The sequence below is a fragment of the Neorhizobium huautlense genome, from assembly GCF_030811685.1.
In the GTDB taxonomy this organism is placed as follows: domain Bacteria; phylum Pseudomonadota; class Alphaproteobacteria; order Rhizobiales; family Rhizobiaceae; genus Neorhizobium; species Neorhizobium huautlense_A.
On the sequence record NZ_JAUSRF010000009.1, the window covers coordinates 75180 to 97156 of the forward strand.

25 protein-coding genes and 1 riboswitch are annotated in these 21977 nt (G+C 60.3%); of the genes, 11 read left to right on the forward strand and 14 right to left on the reverse strand.

Annotation, left to right across the window (positions count from 1 at the left end; genetic code table 11):
- Nucleotides 1-88: 88 nt before the first annotated feature.
- Nucleotides 89-736, reverse strand: a complete 648-nt coding sequence (locus J2T09_RS14660; RefSeq protein ID WP_306835845.1) for a hypothetical protein — start codon at nucleotides 734-736, stop codon at nucleotides 89-91.
- A 256-nt stretch (nucleotides 737-992) separates the two neighbouring features.
- Between J2T09_RS14660 and J2T09_RS14665 the strand changes: the two genes are divergently transcribed.
- Together J2T09_RS14665 and arsC are read left to right on the forward strand one after the other, a co-directional pair.
- Nucleotides 993-1910: a dihydrodipicolinate synthase family protein gene (locus tag J2T09_RS14665; RefSeq protein WP_306835849.1), complete on the forward strand. Its 918-nt coding sequence runs from the start codon at nucleotides 993-995 to the stop codon at nucleotides 1908-1910.
- Nucleotides 1911-1937: 27 nt separating this feature from the next.
- Nucleotides 1938-2360, forward strand: coding sequence for an arsenate reductase (glutaredoxin) (gene arsC, locus J2T09_RS14670; protein WP_306835851.1), 423 nt, complete (start codon nucleotides 1938-1940; stop codon nucleotides 2358-2360).
- Nucleotides 2361-2406: 46 nt separating this feature from the next.
- On the opposite strand, the gene J2T09_RS14675 is transcribed toward arsC, so the two are convergent.
- The 3 genes from J2T09_RS14675 to J2T09_RS14685 form a co-directional block, all read right to left on the reverse strand.
- Nucleotides 2407-2835 (reverse strand): type II toxin-antitoxin system HicB family antitoxin, encoded by a 429-nt coding sequence (locus J2T09_RS14675; protein ID WP_306835852.1) that lies wholly within the window; start codon nucleotides 2833-2835, stop codon nucleotides 2407-2409.
- Nucleotides 2836-2866: 31 nt separating this feature from the next.
- A complete protein-coding gene (locus J2T09_RS14680; protein ID WP_306835854.1) occupies nucleotides 2867-3061 on the reverse strand; it encodes a hypothetical protein in 195 nt (64 codons plus the stop codon).
- Between the two features lie 124 nt (nucleotides 3062-3185).
- Nucleotides 3186-4688, reverse strand: coding sequence for a protein adenylyltransferase SelO (locus J2T09_RS14685; protein WP_306835856.1), 1503 nt, complete (start codon nucleotides 4686-4688; stop codon nucleotides 3186-3188).
- Nucleotides 4689-4836: 148 nt separating this feature from the next.
- Between J2T09_RS14685 and J2T09_RS14690 the strand changes: the two genes are divergently transcribed.
- Nucleotides 4837-5259 (forward strand): SufE family protein, encoded by a 423-nt coding sequence (locus tag J2T09_RS14690; RefSeq protein WP_306835859.1) that lies wholly within the window; start codon nucleotides 4837-4839, stop codon nucleotides 5257-5259.
- A gap of 91 nt (nucleotides 5260-5350) precedes the next feature.
- Here the strand turns inward: J2T09_RS14690 and J2T09_RS14695 are convergent, their stop codons facing one another.
- The 3 genes from J2T09_RS14695 to J2T09_RS14705 form a co-directional block, all read right to left on the reverse strand.
- The gene (locus J2T09_RS14695) at nucleotides 5351-6163 is read right to left on the reverse strand and encodes a DUF6456 domain-containing protein (protein ID WP_306835861.1); all 813 of its coding nucleotides are present in this window, start codon (nucleotides 6161-6163) and stop codon (nucleotides 5351-5353) included.
- On the reverse strand, nucleotides 6156-6566 hold the full coding sequence (locus J2T09_RS14700) for a helix-turn-helix domain-containing protein (protein WP_306835864.1): 411 nt from the start codon (nucleotides 6564-6566) through the stop codon (nucleotides 6156-6158). Before J2T09_RS14700 ends, J2T09_RS14695 begins: the two co-directional genes overlap by 8 nt.
- Before the next feature lie 285 nt (nucleotides 6567-6851).
- A complete protein-coding gene (locus tag J2T09_RS14705; protein ID WP_306835870.1) occupies nucleotides 6852-7280 on the reverse strand; it encodes a MucR family transcriptional regulator in 429 nt (142 codons plus the stop codon).
- 707 nt (nucleotides 7281-7987) lie between these two features.
- Here J2T09_RS14705 and msrB point away from each other — a divergent pair.
- The gene (gene msrB / locus J2T09_RS14710) at nucleotides 7988-8395 is read left to right on the forward strand and encodes a peptide-methionine (R)-S-oxide reductase MsrB (protein ID WP_306835877.1); all 408 of its coding nucleotides are present in this window, start codon (nucleotides 7988-7990) and stop codon (nucleotides 8393-8395) included.
- 65 nt (nucleotides 8396-8460) lie between these two features.
- On the opposite strand, the gene metE is transcribed toward msrB, so the two are convergent.
- Together metE and prmB are read right to left on the reverse strand one after the other, a co-directional pair.
- The gene (gene metE, locus J2T09_RS14715; RefSeq protein ID WP_306835879.1) at nucleotides 8461-10788 is read right to left on the reverse strand and encodes a 5-methyltetrahydropteroyltriglutamate--homocysteine S-methyltransferase; all 2328 of its coding nucleotides are present in this window, start codon (nucleotides 10786-10788) and stop codon (nucleotides 8461-8463) included.
- 104 nt (nucleotides 10789-10892) lie between these two features.
- Nucleotides 10893-11117: riboswitch (cobalamin riboswitch) on the reverse strand.
- Between the two features lie 55 nt (nucleotides 11118-11172).
- Entirely contained in the window at nucleotides 11173-12084 is a 912-nt protein-coding gene (gene prmB / locus J2T09_RS14720) for a 50S ribosomal protein L3 N(5)-glutamine methyltransferase (protein WP_306835883.1), read from the reverse strand.
- Nucleotides 12085-12477: 393 nt separating this feature from the next.
- Here prmB and J2T09_RS14725 point away from each other — a divergent pair, with 393 nt between their 5' ends.
- Genes J2T09_RS14725 through J2T09_RS14740 form a run of 4 tightly spaced genes read left to right on the forward strand, consistent with a single transcriptional unit; the run spans nucleotide 12478 to nucleotide 14527 of the window.
- Nucleotides 12478-13311, forward strand: coding sequence for a pseudouridine synthase (locus tag J2T09_RS14725; RefSeq protein ID WP_306835887.1), 834 nt, complete (start codon nucleotides 12478-12480; stop codon nucleotides 13309-13311).
- Entirely contained in the window at nucleotides 13308-13517 is a 210-nt protein-coding gene (locus J2T09_RS14730; protein ID WP_306835890.1) for a hypothetical protein, read from the forward strand. Before J2T09_RS14725 ends, J2T09_RS14730 begins: the two co-directional genes overlap by 4 nt.
- Nucleotides 13510-13986, forward strand: a complete 477-nt coding sequence (locus tag J2T09_RS14735) for a hypothetical protein (RefSeq protein ID WP_306835894.1) — start codon at nucleotides 13510-13512, stop codon at nucleotides 13984-13986. The genes J2T09_RS14730 and J2T09_RS14735 overlap by 8 nt, the downstream gene beginning before the upstream one ends.
- Nucleotides 13940-14527 (forward strand): hypothetical protein, encoded by a 588-nt coding sequence (locus J2T09_RS14740; RefSeq protein WP_306835898.1) that lies wholly within the window; start codon nucleotides 13940-13942, stop codon nucleotides 14525-14527. The genes J2T09_RS14735 and J2T09_RS14740 overlap by 47 nt, the downstream gene beginning before the upstream one ends.
- Before the next feature lie 99 nt (nucleotides 14528-14626).
- On the opposite strand, the gene J2T09_RS14745 is transcribed toward J2T09_RS14740, so the two are convergent.
- On the reverse strand, nucleotides 14627-15454 hold the full coding sequence (locus J2T09_RS14745; protein ID WP_306835901.1) for an SDR family oxidoreductase: 828 nt from the start codon (nucleotides 15452-15454) through the stop codon (nucleotides 14627-14629).
- Between the two features lie 121 nt (nucleotides 15455-15575).
- Here J2T09_RS14745 and J2T09_RS14750 point away from each other — a divergent pair, with 121 nt between their 5' ends.
- Nucleotides 15576-16490, forward strand: coding sequence for a LysR family transcriptional regulator (locus J2T09_RS14750; RefSeq protein WP_306836207.1), 915 nt, complete (start codon nucleotides 15576-15578; stop codon nucleotides 16488-16490).
- 104 nt (nucleotides 16491-16594) lie between these two features.
- A complete protein-coding gene (gene galE / locus J2T09_RS14755) occupies nucleotides 16595-17587 on the forward strand; it encodes a UDP-glucose 4-epimerase GalE (RefSeq protein ID WP_306835903.1) in 993 nt (330 codons plus the stop codon).
- On the opposite strand, the gene J2T09_RS14760 is transcribed toward galE, so the two are convergent.
- Together J2T09_RS14760 and J2T09_RS14765 are read right to left on the reverse strand one after the other, a co-directional pair.
- A complete protein-coding gene (locus J2T09_RS14760; protein ID WP_306835905.1) occupies nucleotides 17588-18280 on the reverse strand; it encodes a pentapeptide repeat-containing protein in 693 nt (230 codons plus the stop codon).
- Between the two features lie 84 nt (nucleotides 18281-18364).
- On the reverse strand, nucleotides 18365-19375 hold the full coding sequence (locus tag J2T09_RS14765; RefSeq protein ID WP_306835909.1) for a hypothetical protein: 1011 nt from the start codon (nucleotides 19373-19375) through the stop codon (nucleotides 18365-18367).
- A 176-nt stretch (nucleotides 19376-19551) separates the two neighbouring features.
- Between J2T09_RS14765 and J2T09_RS14770 the strand changes: the two genes are divergently transcribed.
- Nucleotides 19552-20505, forward strand: coding sequence for an MBL fold metallo-hydrolase (locus J2T09_RS14770; protein WP_306835911.1), 954 nt, complete (start codon nucleotides 19552-19554; stop codon nucleotides 20503-20505).
- 4 nt (nucleotides 20506-20509) lie between these two features.
- Here J2T09_RS14770 and J2T09_RS14775 read toward each other — a convergent pair whose 3' ends face one another.
- Nucleotides 20510-21424 (reverse strand): DUF1499 domain-containing protein, encoded by a 915-nt coding sequence (locus J2T09_RS14775; protein ID WP_306835913.1) that lies wholly within the window; start codon nucleotides 21422-21424, stop codon nucleotides 20510-20512.
- Between the two features lie 93 nt (nucleotides 21425-21517).
- A complete protein-coding gene (locus J2T09_RS14780; RefSeq protein WP_306835915.1) occupies nucleotides 21518-21673 on the reverse strand; it encodes a hypothetical protein in 156 nt (51 codons plus the stop codon).
- Between the last annotated feature and the right edge of the window lie 304 nt (nucleotides 21674-21977).

A 21977-nucleotide genomic window follows, 5' to 3' on the forward strand; every position in this document is an offset into this window, starting at 1 on the left:
CGCGTCTGCGACGCCGGAAGAATCCTGCCGCCCCTCATCGATCTTGGCGGCAAGAGCCGCACCCGCTCGCAAATTGGCTCTTGTCTCGTCAAGCCGGGAGCTGATTGTGGTGATCCGCTTCTGGTATCGCCGCGACTCCAGCGCCATCTTCCTGCACTCCGCCGCCGCCGCTCGCCGCAACGCCCTTTGGCTGGGCACATCTTCCCGCAAGGCGCTCTTCCACCCAGTCCGGAGGGCCGTCGCGCTTCCACTCCTCGAACAACTCGTAGGCCCCTTCATTCGCGCGATCCTCGATCATTGCCATAAAGCGAGCCTTCGCCTCCTGATATCCGCCCGCATCCGCCACCCGCTCGGCTTCCGCCTGCCGGTCACGGGCAAACTGCCGTTGCAGCGTGTCGATCTTTTCCAGCGTGCGCACGATCAGCGACATGGCGTCGATCGCCGCCTTGATATCGGCCCGCGCCAGTTTCTGCGCCGCCTCGTCGCCATCCGCCAGCATCGCTTCTGCACTGGCGCGCAAATCCCGAAACGTCTCGAACTGCCGTTTCAGCTCACATGTCGCCTCGTTGAGGATCGGCCGCATGTCACCCGCCGCCTGCATCTCCGCCTGCCGCACGTCTGCCGATTTCACCTCCAGCACGACGCCGCGCGCCACATCCATCAGCGCAATATCCTCGCCCACATCGCACCAAGTGCCGAACAGGCTCACATCAAAATTCTGAAAATCACCGGACATGCCAAACGTCCTCCACGCCGGCCAAAAGACCCGCGCCGCGCAAACCCATCAAAAACCGAGGTTTTTCGCCGGAGAGGGACCAATCCGCAACTCTCCGACCATGCACAAACCCTATCAAACGACCGTCACGCCGTCAAGGATTATTTTCCTATATCGATAAATTCGGCACCATCACCCGCTTGCACTTGTCCCCCGATCCCGCATAGTGGCGCCCCTTGCCCAGCCAGCCTTGATGCTTCCTCCGAAGGTGCCGCCCATGCCAGAACCGCTGCCCCAATTCACCAGCCTTTTCACCGGCCTGTCCGCCTTCCCGCTCACGCCTGCGGATGAAGCGGGCCGCGTCGATACCGATGCGTTGCAGGGCCTTGTCGCCCGCATTATCGATGGCAAGGCCAATTCCATCGGCCTGCTCGGCAGCACCGGCATCTATGCCTACCTTTCCCGCGAGGAACGCCGCCGCGCCGTTTCGGCTGCCGTCGAGGCCGCCAAAGGCCGGATCCCGATCATCGCCGGCATCGGCGCATTGCGCACCGATGACGTCAAAACTCTCGCCCGCGATGCCGCATCCGCCGGGGCCGATGCACTACTGCTCGCCCCGGTCTCCTACATGCCGTTGAGCGAAGATGAGGTTTTTCAGCATTACGCCACGGTCGCCGCCACAACCGACCTGCCGCTTTGCATCTACAACAACCCGACCACCACACATTTCACCTTCAGCGCGGCGCTTCTCGCCCGCCTCTCGACAATCGACACCATCAAGGCCGTCAAAATGCCGGCGGCAAAAGACCTTGCCTTCACATCCGAAATCGCGACCCTACGCGCAAAAACGCCAAAAAATTTTGCGATCGGCTACAGTGTCGATTGGCACTGCGCAAAAGCCCTGCTGGCCGGCGCCGATGCCTGGTACAGCGTGGTCGGCGGCCTCCTGCCGCATCCGGCAGCGGCGCTCACCAAGGCGGCGATGGAAAAGAACGCGACGGAAACCGCCCGCATCGACGCGATGTTCGAACCGCTCTGGACGCTGTTCAGAACCCATGGCAGCCTGCGCGTCATGCATGCCGCCGCCAACCTTCTCGGCCTCACCAAGGCTCAGCCGCCGCGCCCCATCCTGCCCCTGTCCGACACCTTTCTGCCGGAGGTCGAAAAGGCCATTGCCGCCCTGCCGGAACGGTAATTTCAACCCATTGAGCGAACACAGATCATGCACGCAAAAATCTACCATAATCCCGCCTGCGGCACCTCGCGCAACACGCTGGCGCTGATCCGCAATGCCGGCATCGAGCCCGAGATCGTCGACTACCTGCAAACACCGCCCAGCCGCAACGAATTGCAAAAAATGATCCGCGCCGCCGGCCTCAGCATCCGCGAGGCGATCCGCGAAAAGGGCACGCCCTATGCCGAACTCGGCCTCGACAACCCGGCGCTGTCCAAAGACGCGCTGCTCGATGCGATGCTGAACCACCCGATCCTCATCAACCGCCCCTTCGTGGTGACGGAGTTAGGCACGCGCCTCGTCCGCCCCTCGGAACGGGTGCTGGATATCCTGCCGGACACGCAGAAAGGCCCGTTTGCCAAGGAGGACGGGGAATTGGTCATCGATGCGGATGGGAAAAGGCTGGGGTAGAAAGCATGACGGGAGACCGCAGTTTGGGCTGCGGCCTCCCCCTTCATCAGGCGGCCTCGAGACCGATGACGAGCCGCTTTCCCATCGCCGATATGGCAGCCTCCAGCGTGGCAATATCGGTGCCATGCATGGGGTCCAGAATTCTGCGGACCTGCTTTTCATCCTTGCCCAGACGACGGGCAAGTTCGGTTCGGGTGATGCCCGCAGCCTCGAATGTTTCCAGCAGTGCGAGCTTCGCAACGATATCGGCTGGCGGCGCAATCATCGTGCCATCTCCCTTGCTCGGTCGTGGGAGCGACCGGCCCAGCCTCAAATATGCCAGCAGCGCATGCCCGAGCGCATCCGCCGCGTTCTCCATTGCCTGTTCCGCATCATCACCTTCGGTGATGGCTTCGGGCACATCAGCAAAGCTAACCACGATAATGCCCGGCTCCTCGCCGGCCTCAAACGTGGCTGGATATCTGTAGGTCTTCAACGGTCAATCTCCAGAACTGGCCCCTTGGCGCTCAAAGCCCAAGCACCTTGCGAATCTTTGCTGCCGTCTTCGGGTCGATTTCGCGGCTCGGCAGGGTTGTGAATTTGTCTCCCAGCCAGAGCAATGCATGGCCACCTTTGCCTCGCCCTTTTTCAACGCGGAATGGCAGGCCTCTGGCTTTCGCCTCGGCCCTCAGAGCGGCGATAAAGCGATCTCGCTTTTCCATCCTCTGCTCCGCTATTGTCGCGAACGGAGAATCGGACGTATTGGTTCGTATGTCAACAAAATTCGGACACATCTGTCCGATCCCTAACATCCCGCTCAGGCAATCAAAGAGCGACGGACACTCCTCACGTCCCGCAAAACGTCCGCAATACCCGCTCTTCCACCGTCGGTGGCACCATCAGATCGGCATAGTCCGGCTGGTCCTCATAGGGCTTTTCCAGCGCCGAGGTCAGCCGCTCGAAAAAGCTGAAATCGCCATAATTGGCCGCCGCGATCGCTTCCTCGATCCGGTGGTTGCGGGCAATGATTGCCGGGTTTTTGGCGCGCATCGCCGCCCGCTGCTTGTCCGCGCCATGCCCGTCGCGCTCCAGCCTCAGACGCCATTGCACCAGCCATTGCATCACTGCCGCCTTCACCGTCACACCGGCCTCCATCACGCCATCGGAAAAACCGGTGAGAAACGCCGCGTCACCTTCCGGCGTCACCGCATCGCCAAGCCTGCGAAATGTCAGCGTAAAATCCGCCTCGCCCTTGTGCATGGCGCCAAGCAATTGCTGCACCAGCTCGCCATCGCCCTGCTCATGGCCCGACAGACCGATCTTCTGCGAAAACTCGCTCAGCCAGGCCGCCTGAAACCATTCGCCGAATTCCTTCAGCACCCCATTGGCGGCCTCCACGGCCTTTTCCTCGTCCGTATCCAGCAAGGGCAGCAGGCATTCCGCCAGCCGCGCAATATTCCACTGCGCAATGCCCGGCTGGTTGCGATAGGCATATCGCCCCTGCGCGTCGATCGAGGAAAACACTTTTTGGGGATCATATTCGTCGAGAAAGGCGCAAGGCCCAAAGTCGATCGTCTCCCCGGAAATCGTCATGTTGTCGGTGTTCATCACCCCATGGATGAAGCCGACACCCAACCAGCGCGCCACAAGTTTCGCCTGCCTCTCCGCAACACCGCGCAACAGCGCAAGATACGGGTTCTGTTCGGCTTTCAGATCGGGATAATGCCGCTCGATCACATAATCGGCCAGAACCTTGATCCCATCATTGTCGCCTCTGGCCGCCAGAAACTGGAACGTGCCGATGCGCACATGGCTCGCCGCCACGCGCACGAAAACCGCGCCCTGCTGCGGCGTCTCGCGATAGACAGCCTCGCCGGTCGCCACCGCCGCCAGCGCCCGTGTTGCCGGAATGCCGAGTGCCGCAAAAGCCTCGGAAACGATATATTCCCGCAACACCGGCCCCAAGGCCGCGCGTCCATCGCCACGGCGTGAATACGGTGTCGGCCCCGCGCCCTTCAGCTGGATATCGCGACGTTTGCCGTTCACATCGATCACTTCGCCGAGCAGGATCGCACGCCCGTCGCCCAGCTGCGGCACAAAATTGCCGAACTGATGGCCGGCATAGGCCATGGCAATCGGCTCGGCGCCCTGAGGCAGAACATTGCCGCCAAAAATCGCCGCCAGCCGGTTTTCATCGGCATCGGGCCCAAAGCTTTCGGCCTCCACCTGCAGCTCACGCGCCAAAGTGCTGTTGAATTTAATAAGTTTCGGCCCTTCCACCGCTTCCGGGTAGACGGAGGCATAAAACCGTTCCGGCAGGCGGGTATAGCTGTTGTCGAAATGGAACATGAAAACCTCCTGCGCAATCGATCGGCTCCCCCGAATATGGGAAATGCCAACACTTTCGCAACCACGCATCACAGCCGGCCAAAACCACATTTCCGTTTTGCCCTGGGTAGATCTTACCTATATGAAGCGGTCAAAAGCAGGAGCGCATATGGCCAGCCTCGAAACCATTATCGACGATTTTGCCTTTCTCGACGATTGGGAAGACCGTTACCGTTACGTCATCGAACTCGGCAAGGCTTTGCCGGATTTGGCCGACGACAAGCGCGACGCCCGTTACAAGGTGAACGGCTGCGCCAGTCAGGTCTGGCTCGTCAGCCATGTGGCGAATGATGCCGCCGATCCGGTGATGACGTTTGAGGGCGACAGCGACGCCCATATCGTGCGCGGTCTCGTGGCCATCGTGCTCGCCGTCTATTCCGGCAAAAAGGCTTCCGACATCGCCAAGACCGACGCGATCGAGATTTTTGACCGCATCGGGCTGGTGGAAAACCTGTCGTCACAGCGCGCCAATGGCCTGCGCTCGATGGTCAAGCGCATCCGCGAGGAAGCTTTGGCGCTGGCCCCGGCTTGAGGTTGGGCTGAGACGGTGCCGCTTGCCTCTTCTCCCCGCCTGCGGGGAGAAGGGACTATGCCGCACCCTCCCCATTCCAGATAAAATCTCCTCACATCCGCGGCCGAAAATCCCCATCCCCCCAATGATGTTTTCGCCGCCCGCCTGTCACCGGCGGCGCATAATGTCGTGCCAGCGCCAGCAATGCCGTCCGCAACATCAGCTTGGCAGAGCGCGCCGGCCAAAGCCTTTCCCGCTCCACCACTTCCAGCCCTTTCGCAAAACAGCAGACATCCACCGCGACACCCGACAGTTCCGGCCCCATCGCCTCCACGGCGCGGGCAAACCGGTCGCGTGCCGCCATCGCACCATCGCTGATTTCGGCGCCGCCCGCGCCGCGCCGGCCGCCGCTCACCTCCAGTCGCGGTTCCCATGAGGCGGTAATGCGCGGCTGCATCTGCCCGCGCGTAAAATCGGCGGCCAGCCGTTCACCGGCATCGAAAGCGGCAACGGACAAAAACGGCTCACCGCCACGATCCTTCAGCCGGGCCAGAGGCGCCAGCGGCGATTCCGAGATATTGCGGCTCACCTTTTGCCGCGCGCCTTCCACCAGTGCCGCCTCCTCCACCATGTCACGATGCTGGTCGGCAAATTCTTCTTCGCCGCCCGCAAGTGCGCGACGCAAAAACGCCGAGGCAGCAGGCGTCGCCGTCACCATTTCACCGTTGCGCAAGAAAAGCCCGCGCGACACGCCGAGAGCCAGGATCGAAGCATCAAACTGCGCGCCCTCCCCCTCTCTTTCGATCCGCACGCCTTGCGCATCCTCGGCCACGATCCGGCATTCCCCGCGCAAAACCATGCGCAGCAGTTTCAAAAGCATCCTTTGGCCAGCCTTCGCCCTCGTCTTTTCCGCTCGCTCAAGCATGACCCACCTCCTCCGTGCGTCCGAAAGCCGCCAGCGCCATGCGCTCCACGCAGGCGATAAAAGCGTCGAACAACGGATCGTCGCGGCGGTCCTCGGTCAGATGGCAGGCATGGCTGACGGTCGAACGGTCACGTCCGCAGGCATCTGCGATGTCCACCATCGGCATGCGCAGCGCCACATGGCAGACATACATGGCGATCTGGCGCACATGGCAGGCGATCCGCTTACGGTCGCGCAGTTCCGCCATCTGGCCGCTCGCCAGCACCAGCGCCTCCCACACCAGCAGGCGCACACCACGGCAGGTGCGTTTCAACGAGACCCCGTTCCAGCCCGGATCCGGCGGCGGCATGTGAGGACGAACCGGGCACGTGCCGGCAATGCGAATGGAAAATCCGGTCTGCATGAATGGCTCCCACAACAAATAGGAATATATTCACACATCCATAACAGGCAATTGCGAAACTGCCAAATGCGGCACCGAAGGTGCTTTTGTTGATTTATCTAGGATATTTCAAAACGCGACAAAAAATAAAGGATTATTTTCCTCAAAAAAAATCCAGGCAATAAAAAACCGGGCCCGGATCGATCGATCCTGCCCGGCATGTCTTTGGTCTGAAAGAGGCGCAAACCCCACCACGGACCGGATCGCACCCCAGCGATCACGGGCCCGCAACAGGCATTCCGCGTCTTATTTGCCGCGCTTGCGGCGCTGGCCGAGGCCCATTTCCTTTGCGAGGCGCGAACGCGCTTCGGCATAGGCCGGTGCGACCATCGGATAGTCTGCCGGCAGGCCCCACTTTTCGCGGTATTCTTCCGGCGTCATGTTGTAATGCGTCATCAAGTGGCGTTTCAGCGACTTGAACTTCTGGCCGTCTTCCAGGCAGATCAGGTAATCGTCCTCGATGGACTTTCTGATCGGAACCGGCGGCTTCGGCTTTTCGACGGCAGCAGCAACGGGTGCCGGCGAAGAAGTATTGCTCAGTGCAGAATGCACGTCCGAGATCAGACCGGTAAGATCACCGACCTGAACCACGTGGTTGCTGACGTAAGCCGAGACGATATCCGCGGTCAATTCCACGAGAAGATCCTGGCCCTTGTCGGATAGGGTTTCTGTCATACTAGTCTCCTGTTCCATCCATAGACAGCCGCGACAAGCGAACTGCCTTCGCAGAAACGCGATGGCTGCTTGTTACTGCAGGCCGTGTCCGAAAGGACTGAGATCCACCCCTAGATCTCCGACAGGCAGTAAAGCCATGCCACCTGAAATTGACAAACACTCATATTTTCTCCTCAGAGTAGAAAATCACCGGCCCATCCGAGAAAGACACGGTAATAATCGGAATATACTGAGGGTAATCGGGAGTTAAACCAAAATCAGCGTTCTACTGAGGAAGGAATTAGCACTGTTTTTTGAGAAGTCCAATTGCATTTTGCATAATTGGACTACAAAGGAAGTTATCCTTCGTTTTTTTAGGCTTTACTGAAGGAATAATAGGAACAGGGAAGCGCAGTCGCCAGAAATGCGGCGAAATTCTGTCGCATTTCAGCGCTTAACTCCGCTTAATCGGATTAATTTGGTGCTTAAAAGAAAAATCCCGCCATAATCGCCCCGCATGCCAGCATGTCTGGAGCGATATTTCCCACTTGCCTGTGCCAGTTCTGCCTGATTCGGCGGAGGCTAGCACCCCTTTTCTGACAAATGTTTCCATTTCCGTCAGCCGCGCCATTTCAGCACAGGCACCGTTTTCACGGCATAAAACAGCTGCAGGCTTTTTTATCGGGACTTGCGAACCTATCTAAAGACAAAACGGAAAGGAACCGGGCATGTCCGAGGTCAAAACTGCAAAAATCGAAAAAAGCGATGCCGAGTGGCGCGAGCAGCTGACGCCGGAGCAATATTACATCCTGCGTCAGGCAGGCACAGAACGCCCCTTCACAGGTCCCTATTGGGACAGCAAGGAAAAGGGGCTTTATCGCTGCGCCGCCTGCGATGAGCCGCTTTTTGTCTCCGACACCAAATTCGACAGCGGCTGCGGCTGGCCGAGTTACTTTGCGCCGGTCAAGCAAGATGCTGTGATCGAGCTTCGCGATACTTCGCATGGCATGCTGCGCACGGAAATCCGCTGCGCCAATTGCAACGGCCATCTCGGCCACGTGTTTCCGGATGGCCCGCCGCCGACCGGCCTGCGTTATTGCATCAACGGCCATTCGATGGTTTTTGAAGCCGCTTGAACTGACCTCATGACGACAAAAGGCGGCCTTTGCGGGCCGCCTTTTGCATGTGATCATGGTCAGGATCAGCCGGCAGCAGCACGCAGCTGGCGGGCAGCCGCCACCATGTTCACTAGCGCCGGGCGCACCTCGTCCCATTTGCGCGTTTTCAGTCCGCAATCCGGGTTCACCCACAGCTGCCGGTCGCTCAAACGGTCGCGGGCGAGGCTCAGCAATTCGGTCATCTCGCCGATCTCGGGCACGCGTGGCGAATGGATGTCATAGACACCGGGACCGATCTCGTTCGGGTAATCGTAATTGCGAAACGCATCTAGCAATTCCATCTTCGAACGCGAGGTTTCGATCGAAATCACATCGGCATCCATGGCGGCAATGGCGCCGATAATGTCGTTGAATTCCGAATAGCACATATGGGTGTGCACCTGCGTGTCATCGCCCACGCCACTGGCGCAGAGACGAAAACTCTCGACCGCCCAGTCGAGATAGCTGGCCCAGTCCTTCTGCCGCAAAGGCAGACCCTCGCGAAGGGCGGCCTCATCGATCTGGATCATCGCCGCACCGGCCTTTTCCAGATCATTCACCTCGTTACGGATGGCAAGCGCGATCTGCCTGCAGGTTTCGCTGCGGGGTTGGTCGTCACGCACAAAGGACCAGTTCAGAATAGTCACCGGCCCGGTCAGCATCCCCTTCACCGGCTTTTCGGTCAGTGACTGCGCGTAAGCCCACCAGCGCACCGTCATCGGCTGCGGGCGAGACACATCGCCAAAAATGATCGGCGGGCGCACGTAACGCGAACCGTAACTCTGCACCCAGGCATGTTGCGTGAAGGCAAAACCGGCAAGCTGTTCGCCAAAATACTGCACCATGTCATTGCGCTCGAATTCGCCATGCACCAGCACGTCGAGACCGATTTCCTCCTGCCAGCGGATCGCCGCTTCCGTTTCCTTCTCGATGAAGGTGTCATATTGCAGGTCGCTCAGCGCCCCCTTGGCATGCGCCGAACGGGCTTTTCGCACATCCGGTGTCTGTGGGAAGGAACCGATCGTCGTCGTCGGGAAAAGCGGAAGCGCCAGCGATTGCGCCTGCCTGCTGCGACGTTCTGTGAAGGCGCTCTGGCGCTGCTGCATCGCTTCATCGACACCGGCAAGCCGCGCCTGCACGGCCACATCCTTCACCTTCGGCGAAACGGCACGCGCCGCCACCGCCTGTGATGCAGCGGCGATTGTCTCCGCCACCACATCCCGCCCCTCGACAAGCGCCGTGCCGAGCGTGGCAAGCTCGGCCAGCTTTTGGGCAGCGAAGGCAAGCCATGTCTTCAACTCGGCATCCAGCGCCGTTTCCAGTTCAAGGTCGATCGGCACATGAAGGAGCGAGCAGGACGGCGCGATCTGCAGATTTTTCCGCGTCGCCACCACTGGCTCCAGACGCTCCAGAATGGCGGCAAGATCGGCCCGCCAGATATTGCGCCCATCGATCACGCCGAGCGACAGGATTTTATCCGCCGGCACGGCGGCAAGCACGTCCGAAAACTGTTCCGGTGCCCGCACCAGATCCACATGCAGCCCCGCCACCGGCAACACGGCAAGCGTCGAAAGGTTATCGGCGGGTGCGCCAAAATAGCTGGCCAGCATGATGTTTAGGCCCGGAACGGCGCGCGCCAGTTCGCCATAGGAGGTGGTGAACGAATGCCGCTCGCCTTCCGTCAGGTCCAGCACGGCAATCGGCTCGTCCACCTGCACCCAGTCGGCGCCTGCCTCTTCCAGCTGCCGCAAAAGTTCGACATAGACCGGCAAGAGACGCGGCAGAAGATCGAGCGGCTTGAACGCCGAACCCCGCGCCTTGGCGAGCTTCAGAAACGTCACCGGCCCCAGCAGAACCGGCCGCGTGTGAATGCCGAGCGCCTTCGCCTCGATAAAATGCTCGAGCGGTTTTGCCGAGGTCAGCCCAAAAGCCTGATCCTCCACGACTTCCGGCACCATGTAATGGTAATTGGTGTCGAACCATTTGGTCATTTCCAGCGCCGGCACACCCTGCGCAAGACCATGATGATGCGCATGACCGCAATCGCCATGCCCTTCGCCTTCGGCACCACGCGCCATGGCGAAATACGTATCAAGCCCCACCGGCCCGCCCTTCCAGCCATAGATTTCCGGCACCGCGCCGACCATCACGGCAGTATCGAGCACATGGTCGTAAAGCGAAAAATCGTTGGACGGGATGATATCGATGCCGGCTTTTTTCTGGAGCGCCCAGTTTTCGGCGCGCAGTTTTTGCGCCACGTCGAGCAACGTTTTAGCGTCGGATTTGCCCGACCAATAGGCTTCCAGCGCGAATTTCAGTTCGCGATGTTTTCCTATACGTGGAAAACCGAGATTTGCAGTTACAACAGTCATTTCCTTGACCCCGAGATTATGGCCGGGGTTTTGGGCATGACGACATCATCGATCGGGCACAGGCGTGCCGGTCGCAAATGCGGCACACCGGGACACCCCGCCCGTGGACGTTATCTATCGAGGCAGGTCTCCTGGCTTGCGGGTCATCACCGCCATCCCGTCTTCCCGGAGCGTCCTTTCGGAACACTTTTTCCAGTGACATCAATCGGATGGCAGCTCTCCGCCTACAGTTGCGGGGGCAGCTCTGGCATGGATGCCGAAAAGCATCGCACCGGATTCCCTCTTAGCTCCGGGCACAAGCCCGCAGAACCACGATGCGGCAAACATGCCGCAGCGCGATCATCACGTCAAGCGATATAAAGATATGCTTATATCTTTTATTCTTTATTCGACGCCGAGCGCCTCAGCGGAAATCCAGAACACTGCATCCTGCGATTCCGCCGTCTCCACCCAGAAGAAATCCAGATGCGGATATTCTTCCTCGAGAATCTCGCGGCCCGAACCGATCTCGCACAACATGCCACCCTCGGGGTTCAGATAGTTGGCCGCGTCGTCGAGAATCTTGCGCACCAGATCGAGACCATCGACACCGCCATCATGCGCCATCGCCGGTTCGGCCTGATGTTCCGCCGGGAAACCGGCCATCGAGGCATGATCGACATAGGGCGGATTGGTGATGATCAGGTCATAGGTTTTGCCAGCGAGCGGCGCGAAAAGATCGCCCTTGAACAGCGAAACCTGCTCGGCAACCTCATGATCGGTCACATTGATCTTGGCCACTTCCAGCGCATCGCCGGAAAGATCGACAGCATCGATCTCCGCATTCGGGAAAAACTTTGCCGCCAGCACCGCAAGGCAGCCGGAGCCGGTGCAGATATCCACCGCACTCGTCACCTGGAACGGGTCAGGCAGGAAGGACGACCCGTTTTCACTGAGATATTCGGAAAACAGGATTTCGCCGATATGCGAACGCGGCACGATCACCCGCTCGTCGACAAAAAAGCGCACGCCCTGAATATAGGCGTGATTGGTGATGTAGGAGGTCGGCTTGCGGCTCGTGACGCGCTTCTCGATACGATCGGCCAGCAACTGGCGCTCGGCCGGCAGAAGCCGGGCATCGAGAAACGGATCGAGCGTGTCGATCGGCAGGTTCAGGCTGTCGAGCAGCAGGAAGGCGGCATCGTCACCGGCGGTCGTCGTGCCATGGCCGAAACCGAGTTCGGCTGCATTAAAGCGGGAGATCGCATAACGCCAGTAGTCACGCAGCGTCACGAGTTCTGTTGTGATGTCGGCCATGGTCGCGCGGTCTCTCATTGGGGAATGACAAATGTTTTCTCGTCCTTCGCCATTGGAGGCTGGACGGAACCGGCATTAGAATGGCAAGGGCCGAGAGGTCAACCATTCACGCAGGATTGCCCGGTTTATGAAGAAGAAGCATACCGACCCGGTCGGATCCCATATAGCATTGGAAGGGCGCGGCCAGCCAATCTCCCTCCTTGAGGGCAGGGCCATCGCATATGGAGAGAAGTCCCCCTCTGTCCTGCCGGCCATCTCCCCCACAAGGGGGGAGAATACTAGTCGCAACCGCCTGCCTCAATTGAGCTTAAGCGGATCGGCTGGGTTAAGCCCCTCCCCCTTGTGGGGAGGGGTTTGGGGCGGGGTCTTGCTCACCACCGGAACCTTCACCCCATGAAACCCACCCGCCAGCGCCCCAGACCGGCGGCCAGACCTGCATCAAGACCGACCTCCAGACCGGCAGCCCCCACACGCACGCCCGCCAAAAAACAGGACGGCCAGCGCGTCACCCTGCCCCGTGCCCTCTCCAAACTCGGCTATTGCTCGCGCACGCAAGCCGAAGACCTGATCCGCAACGGCCACGTCTCAGTCGGCGGCAAGACGATCACCGACACCGAAGCCTGGATCGACCTTGCCACCGCAAAAATCAGCGTCGACGGCCAGCCCGTGACGGCGGAAAAATTCGTCTACCTGATGCTCAACAAACCGCGAGGCCTCGTCACCACACGAAACGATCCGCAGGGCCGCCCCACCGTCTACGATTGCCTGACACAATACGACAACGCCCATCTCTCCCCGGTCGGCCGGCTGGACAAGGCAAGCGAAGGCCTGCTGCTCTTTTCCAACGACACGCAGTTTGCCAACGCGCTTCTCGACCCGAAAACCCATGTGGCGAAAACCTATCACGTGCAGATCGACCAACTGCCGGACGCCGCCACGCTGGAAGCCCTGCGCAAAGGCGTGACGCATGACGGCGAATTCCTCTCCGCCCGCCGCGTCGAACTTCTGCGCGAAGGTGATAAAAACGCATGGCTGGAAATCGAACTCGATGAGGGCAAAAACCGCCAGATCCGCCGCATGCTGGAAAGCCTCGACATATCGACGCTGCGTCTGGTGCGCGTCGCAATCGGCGATCTTATGCTGGGTGAACTGGAAAAGGGGGCGGTCAGGGCGCTGACGGACGCGGAACTGGCGGGATTGAAACGACAGAGCGGGATGGGAAGGTGAAATCCTTTTTCGGATATCTCCTCTTCATCGCCACCTTGATCGCCTGCGGTCTGGCCGTGGACGCGGCGCTTTCCAGCTTCACTATCGGCGAGCGCGCACAAGGCGGCTACGATGGCGCCGGCATATCCCGCGATGCCTCCGAGGCTGTCGCGGAAGCCGAAAAAGCGGTTGGGCGCCTTGATGCCGGGGAACGAAACGATGACTGAAACAGAGATCGGCTCGGCAGGTCGCGCAAAACAGAGGCGAGAAGGTTTCTGGCGTCGGCACGAAAACGGCGCGCCGCCCACAGAAGAATGGGAAAGGGAAGCTCTGGCAACCAATTGGCCTTCACACGAACCCGACCCGCCCCTGCTTCCATGGCCGGTGCCGGAACCGGGCTGGCCGGATCGCACAGCCTTTCTTGCCGCGCTCGAGCGCATCACCGAACGTGCCGATGCCATAGGCTGTCGCGGTTATTCGCACTGCCGACTCTGTGGCCAGCGCAACGGTTCGGTCGAATATCATCTGTCCGGCTGGGCCTGGCCCGAAGGTTTTGCGCACTATATCGCCTGCCACGAGGTGCGGCCGAGCGTGGATTTCGAGCGGTTCGTTCTGGCGGGCGAGACCACTGACATCGAGGACAATCTGCATGGACAGAGTGATGAAACGGGCCGCCTTGACGGCGGAAGATTTTGAAGCCGTCGAGCTTTACATGCTCTGCAACGGCTCGACATTCGAAGAACTGGATTTCGGTCTCAACCATAAATTCGGCACGCTGTTCGGCGAGAAAGGTCGCGACGCGGAAATCGCGCTGCTTGAGGAAAAACTCCAGTTCCGCTTCCCCGTCAGCTACATCAAGGCCGTGGTCGGGCTGAACGGCGATACGGCATCCTCGAATTTCCGCAGCGGCTGGTGGCGCGTTGTCAACGACCCGGAAGCCCTCATTCTCTGGTCATTCACTCTCAGTCTGAGCGGCGAACCTTCCCCCAAATACCCGGATGAAAATACCTTGTTGATTGCCGAAAAATTTGAAGCGGCCGGTCTTGCCGACGTGCCGTTCGGCCACGGGTTTCGCATCGACAAGATCAACAGGGTCGCGACCGATGGCTGGCTTTATTTCAACCGCAACGACGGCAGCCTGCACTTTACAGAGTTCGATTTTGCCGGGACTTTTCTCATCGCACCGGATTTCGAGACCATGATGGGCCAAGCGGTTTTCGTGGGCTACGACGCATAAATCGCGATTTTGCCGATGACCGCCATCTACACCGGCGGGAACTGTCGGCGCAGCCGTCCAATCCGACTGCGCCATAAACCACTCACTCCATCGCCCCATTCACTCCATGGCCAAAGTCACCGCCTTCTGCGCCTCCAGTTCCGCCAGCCTTTCCTGCAGGGCTGCGCGGATCGCAAAATAGCTGCTGGTGCCGAGAACCAGCCTTTTCGGCGCCTTCTCTTGACCGGCCACAGCAATCATCGCATCCGCCATTTTCACCGGGTCGCCGGTGATCTCGAAACTGCCATCGGCAACACCACGGCGCACCGCACCCGCCGGCGTAACCTCATAAACCGCCATCGGCTCGGCAGCGACGAGACCACGGCCGAAATCGGTCTTGGTCGGACCGGGCTCGACCAGCGTGATGCCGATACCGAAGGGTGCCACTTCCTGCGCGACAGACTCGACAAAACCTTCGATGCCCCATTTTGTCGCGTGATAGAGCGAAAAGTTCGGATAGGCGATCTGGCCGCCCTCCGACGACACCTGCAAAATGCGGCCGCCACCCTGCCCGCGCAGATGCGGCAGGCAGGCGCGGATTAGTTCGATCGAGCCGATCAGGTTGGTATCAATCTGGTGGCGGATCTGTTCGCTCGTCACCTCCTCGCCGGCCCCGAACAGGCCGTAAGCCGCATTGCTCACCACCACGTCGATGCGCCCGAGTTCGGCAAAGGCGCGATCCACCACCGCCTTCACGGCGGCAGTATCGGTCAGGTCCATCGAGGCGATCCACAGCCTGTCGCCATGCTGTTGTTTGAGATCGTCCAGAACGCCCGGCTTGCGCAGCGTCGCCGCCACACGATCGCCGCGAGCAAGCAGTTTTTCTGTGAGGATGCGGCCGAAACCGGAGGACGTACCGGTGATGAACCATGTGCGTTGTTGTGTCATGATCGTCTCCTGTGCTTGCGGCCTGATTGCCGCTTTCAGGGAATAGATACACCCACGCCATTGCTGCTATAATCCGTTCAAACCTGCATGAATCGATGAAACTTACCCATGAATGAACATCATGCCTGAACGCCCGTCCCTCTCCGATCTCGATGCTTTTCTGGCGATCGTTTCCCACCGCAGCTTTCGCAAGGCCGCCGATGAGCTTGGCCTGTCGCCCTCCACGCTCAGCCACATGATGCGTGGGCTGGAAACCACGCTTGGCCTGCGCCTCCTTAACCGAACCACACGCAGCGTCGCGCCGACCGAAGCCGGAGAGCGGCTGGCGTCGCAATTGCAGCCGGCGCTTTCCGGCCTAGACCGGGCGCTTGCCGTGATCGACGATTTTCGCGGCCGCCCCAGCGGTGTGTTGCGCATCAATGGCGGCGAACCGGCCATCCGCCTTCTGGTGCAGACGGTCGTGCCGGAATTTCTGGAACGTTACCCGGAAATCGCGCTCGATCTCGTCACCGACGGCCGGCTGACGGATATCGTTGCGGAAGGTTTCGATGCCGGCATCCGGCTCGGTTATGCGGTGCCGCAGGACATGATCGGCGTGCCCTTCGGCGGCCGCGCCCGTTTCATCACCGTTGCCTCTCCAAATTACCTTGAAACGCGCGGCATGCCGCAAACACCGGATGACCTGAAGACCCATTCCTGCATCCGTCTTCGCATGCCCAGCGGAAAACTGTTTCGCTGGGAATTCGAACGCCACGGCCAGGAAGTCATCGTCGATGTGCCGGGCGCGCTGACCCTTGATCATCTGGAGACCATGGCCGAAGCCGCGCAAAAACACCTCGGCATCGCCTATCTGCCGCAAATGGTCGCCGGCCCGTATCTCGAACGCGGCACGCTTCTGCCCGTTCTGGAAGACTGGTGCCCGTGGATGGACGGACTGATGCTCTATTACGCCGGCCACCGCCACGTGCCGCCGCCGCTCCGGGCCTTTATCGACATGCTGAAGGAAATGGATCGCAGGGCGACGGCGGATCGCTAGTTTTTCCGCAGCCCTTGCTTACGATCGATCAATCTAATCCACGTATAAACCAGCACATAGTCCATTCCGGCCCTGCAAGAGGTCGACAGAAGGGTTTTTGAAGCATGGCGGTTCTCGTCACCGGCGGTGCGGGTTATATCGGCAGCCACATGGTCTGGTCGCTTCTCGATAGCGGCGAGGATGTCGTCGTGCTCGACCGCCTTTCCACCGGCTTTCGCTGGGCATTGGCGCCCGAAGCAATACTCTACGAAGGCGACATTGCCGACCGAGCGCTGCTGACAAACATCTTCAAGACCCACGCCATAAATGCCATCATCCATTTTGCCGGCTCGGTCGTGGTGCCGGATTCGGTGCGCGATCCGCTCACCTATTACGAAAACAACACGGTGAAATCGCAGGCGCTGATCGCAGCCGCAGTCGAAGCCGGCGTGCCGCATTTCGTGTTCTCCTCCACCGCCGCCGTCTATGGCACGCCGCAGGATGCCGCGCCCGTTCTGGAGGATGCCCCTCTCAATCCGGAATCGCCTTACGGTTCATCCAAGCTGATGACCGAAATCATGCTGCGCGACACCGCGACCGCCCACGATTTCACCTATACGGCACTGCGCTATTTCAACGTTGCGGGTGCCGATCCGCGCGGCCGCACCGGCCAGTCGACGGCGGGCGCCACCCATCTCATCAAGGTCGCCTGCGAAACGGCGCTGGGCCGCCGCACAAAACTGCAGATTTTTGGCAATGACTACGCCACGCCGGATGGCACCTGCATCCGTGATTACATCCATGTCAGCGACCTCACCGACGCCCATCTGAAAGCGCTGCAGCGCCTGCGCGCCGGCGAAAAATCGCTTGTCGCCAATTGCGGTTATGGCTGCGGTTTTTCGGTGCTGGACGTGGTCGATTGCGTGCGCCGCCTCTCCGGTCGCGATTTTGCCGTCGAAACGGTCGGCCGGCGTTTGGGCGACGCCGCCTTCGTGGTTGCGGACGCCTCGGTTGCGGCAAAAGAACTCGGCTGGAAACCGGCCCATGACGATCTCGATTTCATCATCCGCACCGCGCTCGATTGGGAAGATCATTTGGGCAAGCGCAACGAGCGATAATCACCGCACCTTCAAACCCAGTTCGGCCAAAAGCAGCCCCGCCTGATCCTTCGAGATCGTCGCGCCACGAAACTTTTTGGCATCGATCAGCCGTAAACCGCCGAGATCGGCGCCGCGCAGGTCAGCACCGTCGAAGCGCGCATCCACCAACCCGGCATCCCGCAGGCTGCAGCCGGCGAACACAGCCTTGCGGAAATCGCAGCCGATCAGGTCGGCCATGCCGAAATCCAGCTTTTCCAGCCGTTCATTGTTGAAGGAAAGCCCACGCAGGCGCGCCGCCGACAGCAGTGTTTCCCTGAACGTCAGCCCCAGCGACCGGATGCGTGAAAAATCAGCGCCGGTCAGCTTGCAGCCTTCAAAACGCGTGTCATTGGCCTTTGCTTCGACAAAAGAGGCATTGTTGAAATCGCAGCCGAAAAATTCCACCTCCGCCAGATCGGCACCGGAAAAATCCGCATGCGCGCCACGGCAGCCGGTAAACTTCGCGCCCTCCAGCCCGGCGCTGCGAAAATCCACATTGGCCAGTTTGCAATCTTCAAACACCCAGCCGGGCATGTCGAGACTGGCGAGATCAGCGCCATCGAGCGTGCAGTTTTTCAGCGCAACGACGAGGCCATCCGCCGCCCAGGCCCGCATATCCCCGGCGGAAACGTCACGGTCGCTGATGTCCAGTGGGGATTGTTTTTCGGCCATGGCGGTTCCTGACATTTTCATCTTGAGACCGCCGGGCCTATCTGATTCCACCGCACGCCTCCACAAGACAGTCCGTCACTCCGTTCAGCTCTCGATATCGATGTCGAGAAGATCGCCACTCAGGGAAAATTTCGCGGCAAACAGCTCGTCATCCATGCGCTCCGGCAGGATCGTGTAATCCAGTGTAAGCGCCGCGCCGCCGCTCATCTCGGGTGACAGAGAAAAACAGCCGCGCTTGAGCACAAGTGCCGCCGCAAAGCTTTCGGCAGATACGTCCTCCGGTCGGGCCGCACCCGGAAAAACCTTGTCCAAGGACCGTCGCACGGCCGGGGTGCCGTATTCCAGCCTATCCTCCAGCCAACGCAGGCGCACGCCTTGCGGAAAATTCCGGCGCACCGCCCTATCCAGGTCTTGCATCTTTTCGGCCAGCGGCACGAAACCGTCCAGCATTCGCGGTTCGAACTCGGTGAGAATTGCCACCGCCATGAAAAGATCGAACGGTATCTTGCGGCCATCCAACACCAGTTTTGTAAGCCGGGCGAATTCGTCCAGTTTGCAACGGCCGAAATACGGATGCCGGTAACTGCTGCGACCCGGCTTTGGAATTGTTTTCGGCAGGCTGGCCAACCCCTTTTCCACCTCATGGGCAATGCCGCGAAACGCCCCGTCGGCATCGAACAGCGCCACAAACACCGGCGGAAAGAACGGAATGCCGGAATACTCCCAGGCGGCCTCGTCGAGCGCACGATATTGCAGGGCAAAAGGCTTAGCATCCCTGAAGTCCGGCGTTGGCGACCAGGGTAGGTTTCCTTCGCCGGACATGACGACACCTACAAGCGCGAATGTGCCGGCTGATGCCGGCCATGTCCTGAAATGACGGCGAACAGTTGCGTCGTGGTCATAACGCTCGCGGCAGAATATTTCGAAGGCCGGCAGCACGGGCGCCAGTGCCTGAAAATGCTGCGCGGAAGGTTCGCAACCAAACAGCGCCTTGCACATCAGGCCGGGCGAAAATTCGGCCGGATGAAAGAACAGGTTCCAGTCCTCGGATGTCACGGCGCCGAAAAACGGATGGCTGGCTATGGCGGACTGCATCACAATACCTCATGGGGGATCGAGGTCTGAATAGATAACATTCGGGTTCGTCACGTCGATAGGCAAAAACCTGCCTCTCTGCCGACCCTACCCGATTCCCTGCCTACCCTCCATGCGTCCCTCGCCCTGCCCATCCCGCCATGCTAGACCGCCCATTGAGCATGAAGGAGAACACCATGGCGGATGATCTGCGCACGCAAGCAAAAACATCGTCAGACACCGACGACGTCGCCTTCGACCGCGCCTTCATCCCCGCCCATGGGCAGGCGGTCACGGTGGCACCCGGCGTGCAGCGCATCACCTGCGGCAATGCCTCGCCCTTCACCTTCACCGGCACCAATTCCTATATTATCGGCTCCGGTTCCACAGTCGCGATGATCGATCCCGGCCCGCAGGACGAAGCCCATTTCGACGCGCTGATGGGGGCGCTTGGGCCCAGAAAACTCAGCCACATTTTTGTCAGCCACACCCACCGAGACCATTCCCCGCTTGCAGCCCGCGTGAAGGATGCGACAGGCGCGTTGACGGTGGCGGAAGGCCCGCATCGGGCTGCCCGTCCGCTGCATGCCGGCGAGATCAACCCTTTCGCCGAAAGCTCGGATGTCGATTTCATACCCGACATCGCCCTTGCCGATGGCGCCACGATCGAAGGCGAAAACTGGTCGCTTTCCGCCGTGCACACGCCCGGCCACACCGCCAACCACTCGGCCTTTGCGCTGGAAGGAACCGACATCCTGTTTTCCGCCGATCACGTCATGGCCTGGGCCACCACCATCGTCGCGCCGCCGGATGGCTCGATGGGCGATTTCATGGCCTCTGTCGAAAAACTGCTCGGCCGCAACGACCGCATCTTCTTTCCAGGCCATGGCGGCCCGGTGACGGAACCGCAATCGTTTCTGCGCGGGCTTCGCACTCATCGCCGCATGCGCGAACGGGCGATCCTGGAACGCATCCGTGGCGGCGACCGGCTGATCGCCGATATGGTCAAGGTGATCTACGCCCGCACCGATATCCGCCTGCATGGCGCAGCCGCACTTTCGGTTCTGGCGCATCTGGAGGATCTGATGGAAAAAGGTCTCGTTACCACCGACGGCCCGCCATCGCTGGTGGGGGAATACCGGGTGGCGTAAGCCTTTAATCCACCGCCAGCCCCAAAAGTTCCGAATCCAGTGCCCGCAAAAAGCTCTGTGCAATGCCGGCGCTCAGGCCCAGATCGTGGCCGCCGTAACGCGAGGCGACGCGCAGGTCCACCATGGTGGTCTCGGCCTCTTCTCGCAAACGGATGACCACATCGAATCTGAGGCCGAGGATCAGCGTGCGCGTCTGCCCCTGCAGGATCACATCGCCGGGCCTGCCGATTTCCGGCCCAACGGGTTTGCCGGGCCGCAACTGGTCCGGGCGCGGCAGCGGGATCGGAATATTGTCCGGCACGGCGCCGGTTTCGGCGCGTGTTTTCGGTGCCGGTCTTTCGGTAATGTCCGGTTCCACCAGTTCCATGCCGTGTTTGCGGTCGAGCGTGATGCGTTCCGATTTGGCCACCTTGGCCACCGCCTCGTAGATGCGGTCGACAGCGCCCTCGTAACGACGGCCGGTCAGTTCCGGATAGGCGGTCAGCTGCAATTGCCGATCGGTCGGTGTCACCATCGTGGCGCGTTGCAGCCATTGCTGCCCCGCACTCGGCGGCTGTAGCCACACCGGCGTATCCTCGACATCGGTGGCGACATCATAAAGCGGCGGCGTGGTGAAATAGAGCGTTGCGGCAAAACCGACGAGAATGATCGGTGGCGCGGCATAGATCAGCGCCCGGGCGGCGGCAATGCCACCGCGCGCTCCCACCTGCCACAAGCGCATCAGACCGATTGCCGCAAACAGCACGGCAACCATGGCGATGGCCGAGGAAAACAGAATGACGGCTGCGAAATCCGGCCCTTTCAACGGTCCGAAACGATGCGCCGCAATGGCGAGCACGAACAGCACCAGCGCCGCCAGACCGATGCGCCGGGCAGCAAAGGCCGACTGGGAGACGGGGCGGACGAAACGGACGGTCATGCGGGCTTTCCGGTTGCGGGCATGTGGCCTTTATAAGCCAAGCCGTGACCCAAGGAAATCGCAGCCATGCAACAGCTGCCCCTCTAGCGCAGCCTATCCCAAAAAACCGCGATGCGGCTGGCTCATGCCGCTCGGCCAGCCTTGCAGCGAATGCACATGCCGCGCCTCCCGCAACATCGGAATGCAAACGACAAGCAAAACGAGGATGGCGACATAAACCAGACCGGGGCGGGTTTTCAAAACATTCACCGGACACCAACTCCTGCTGCGATGATGACAGGAATGGGCGCTGAAGCTGACAGCCACCTGAAGGGTGCGGATAATTGAATGTGGAATGAAGTTCCCCTCTGGCCTGCCGGCCATCCGCTCTTTGTGGGCAAAGTTCGCATATGGAGCCGAGGGGGTGCGGCTTGCTCCCAATGATCTCCCCCCTTGAGGGGGAGATGTCACCGCAAGGTGACAGAGGGGGGTGAGCAACAGTGCGGCAGATGGGGCGAAAGCTGAATTTGCGCAACATCACCCCCTCTGTCCTGCCGGACATCTCCCCCTCAAG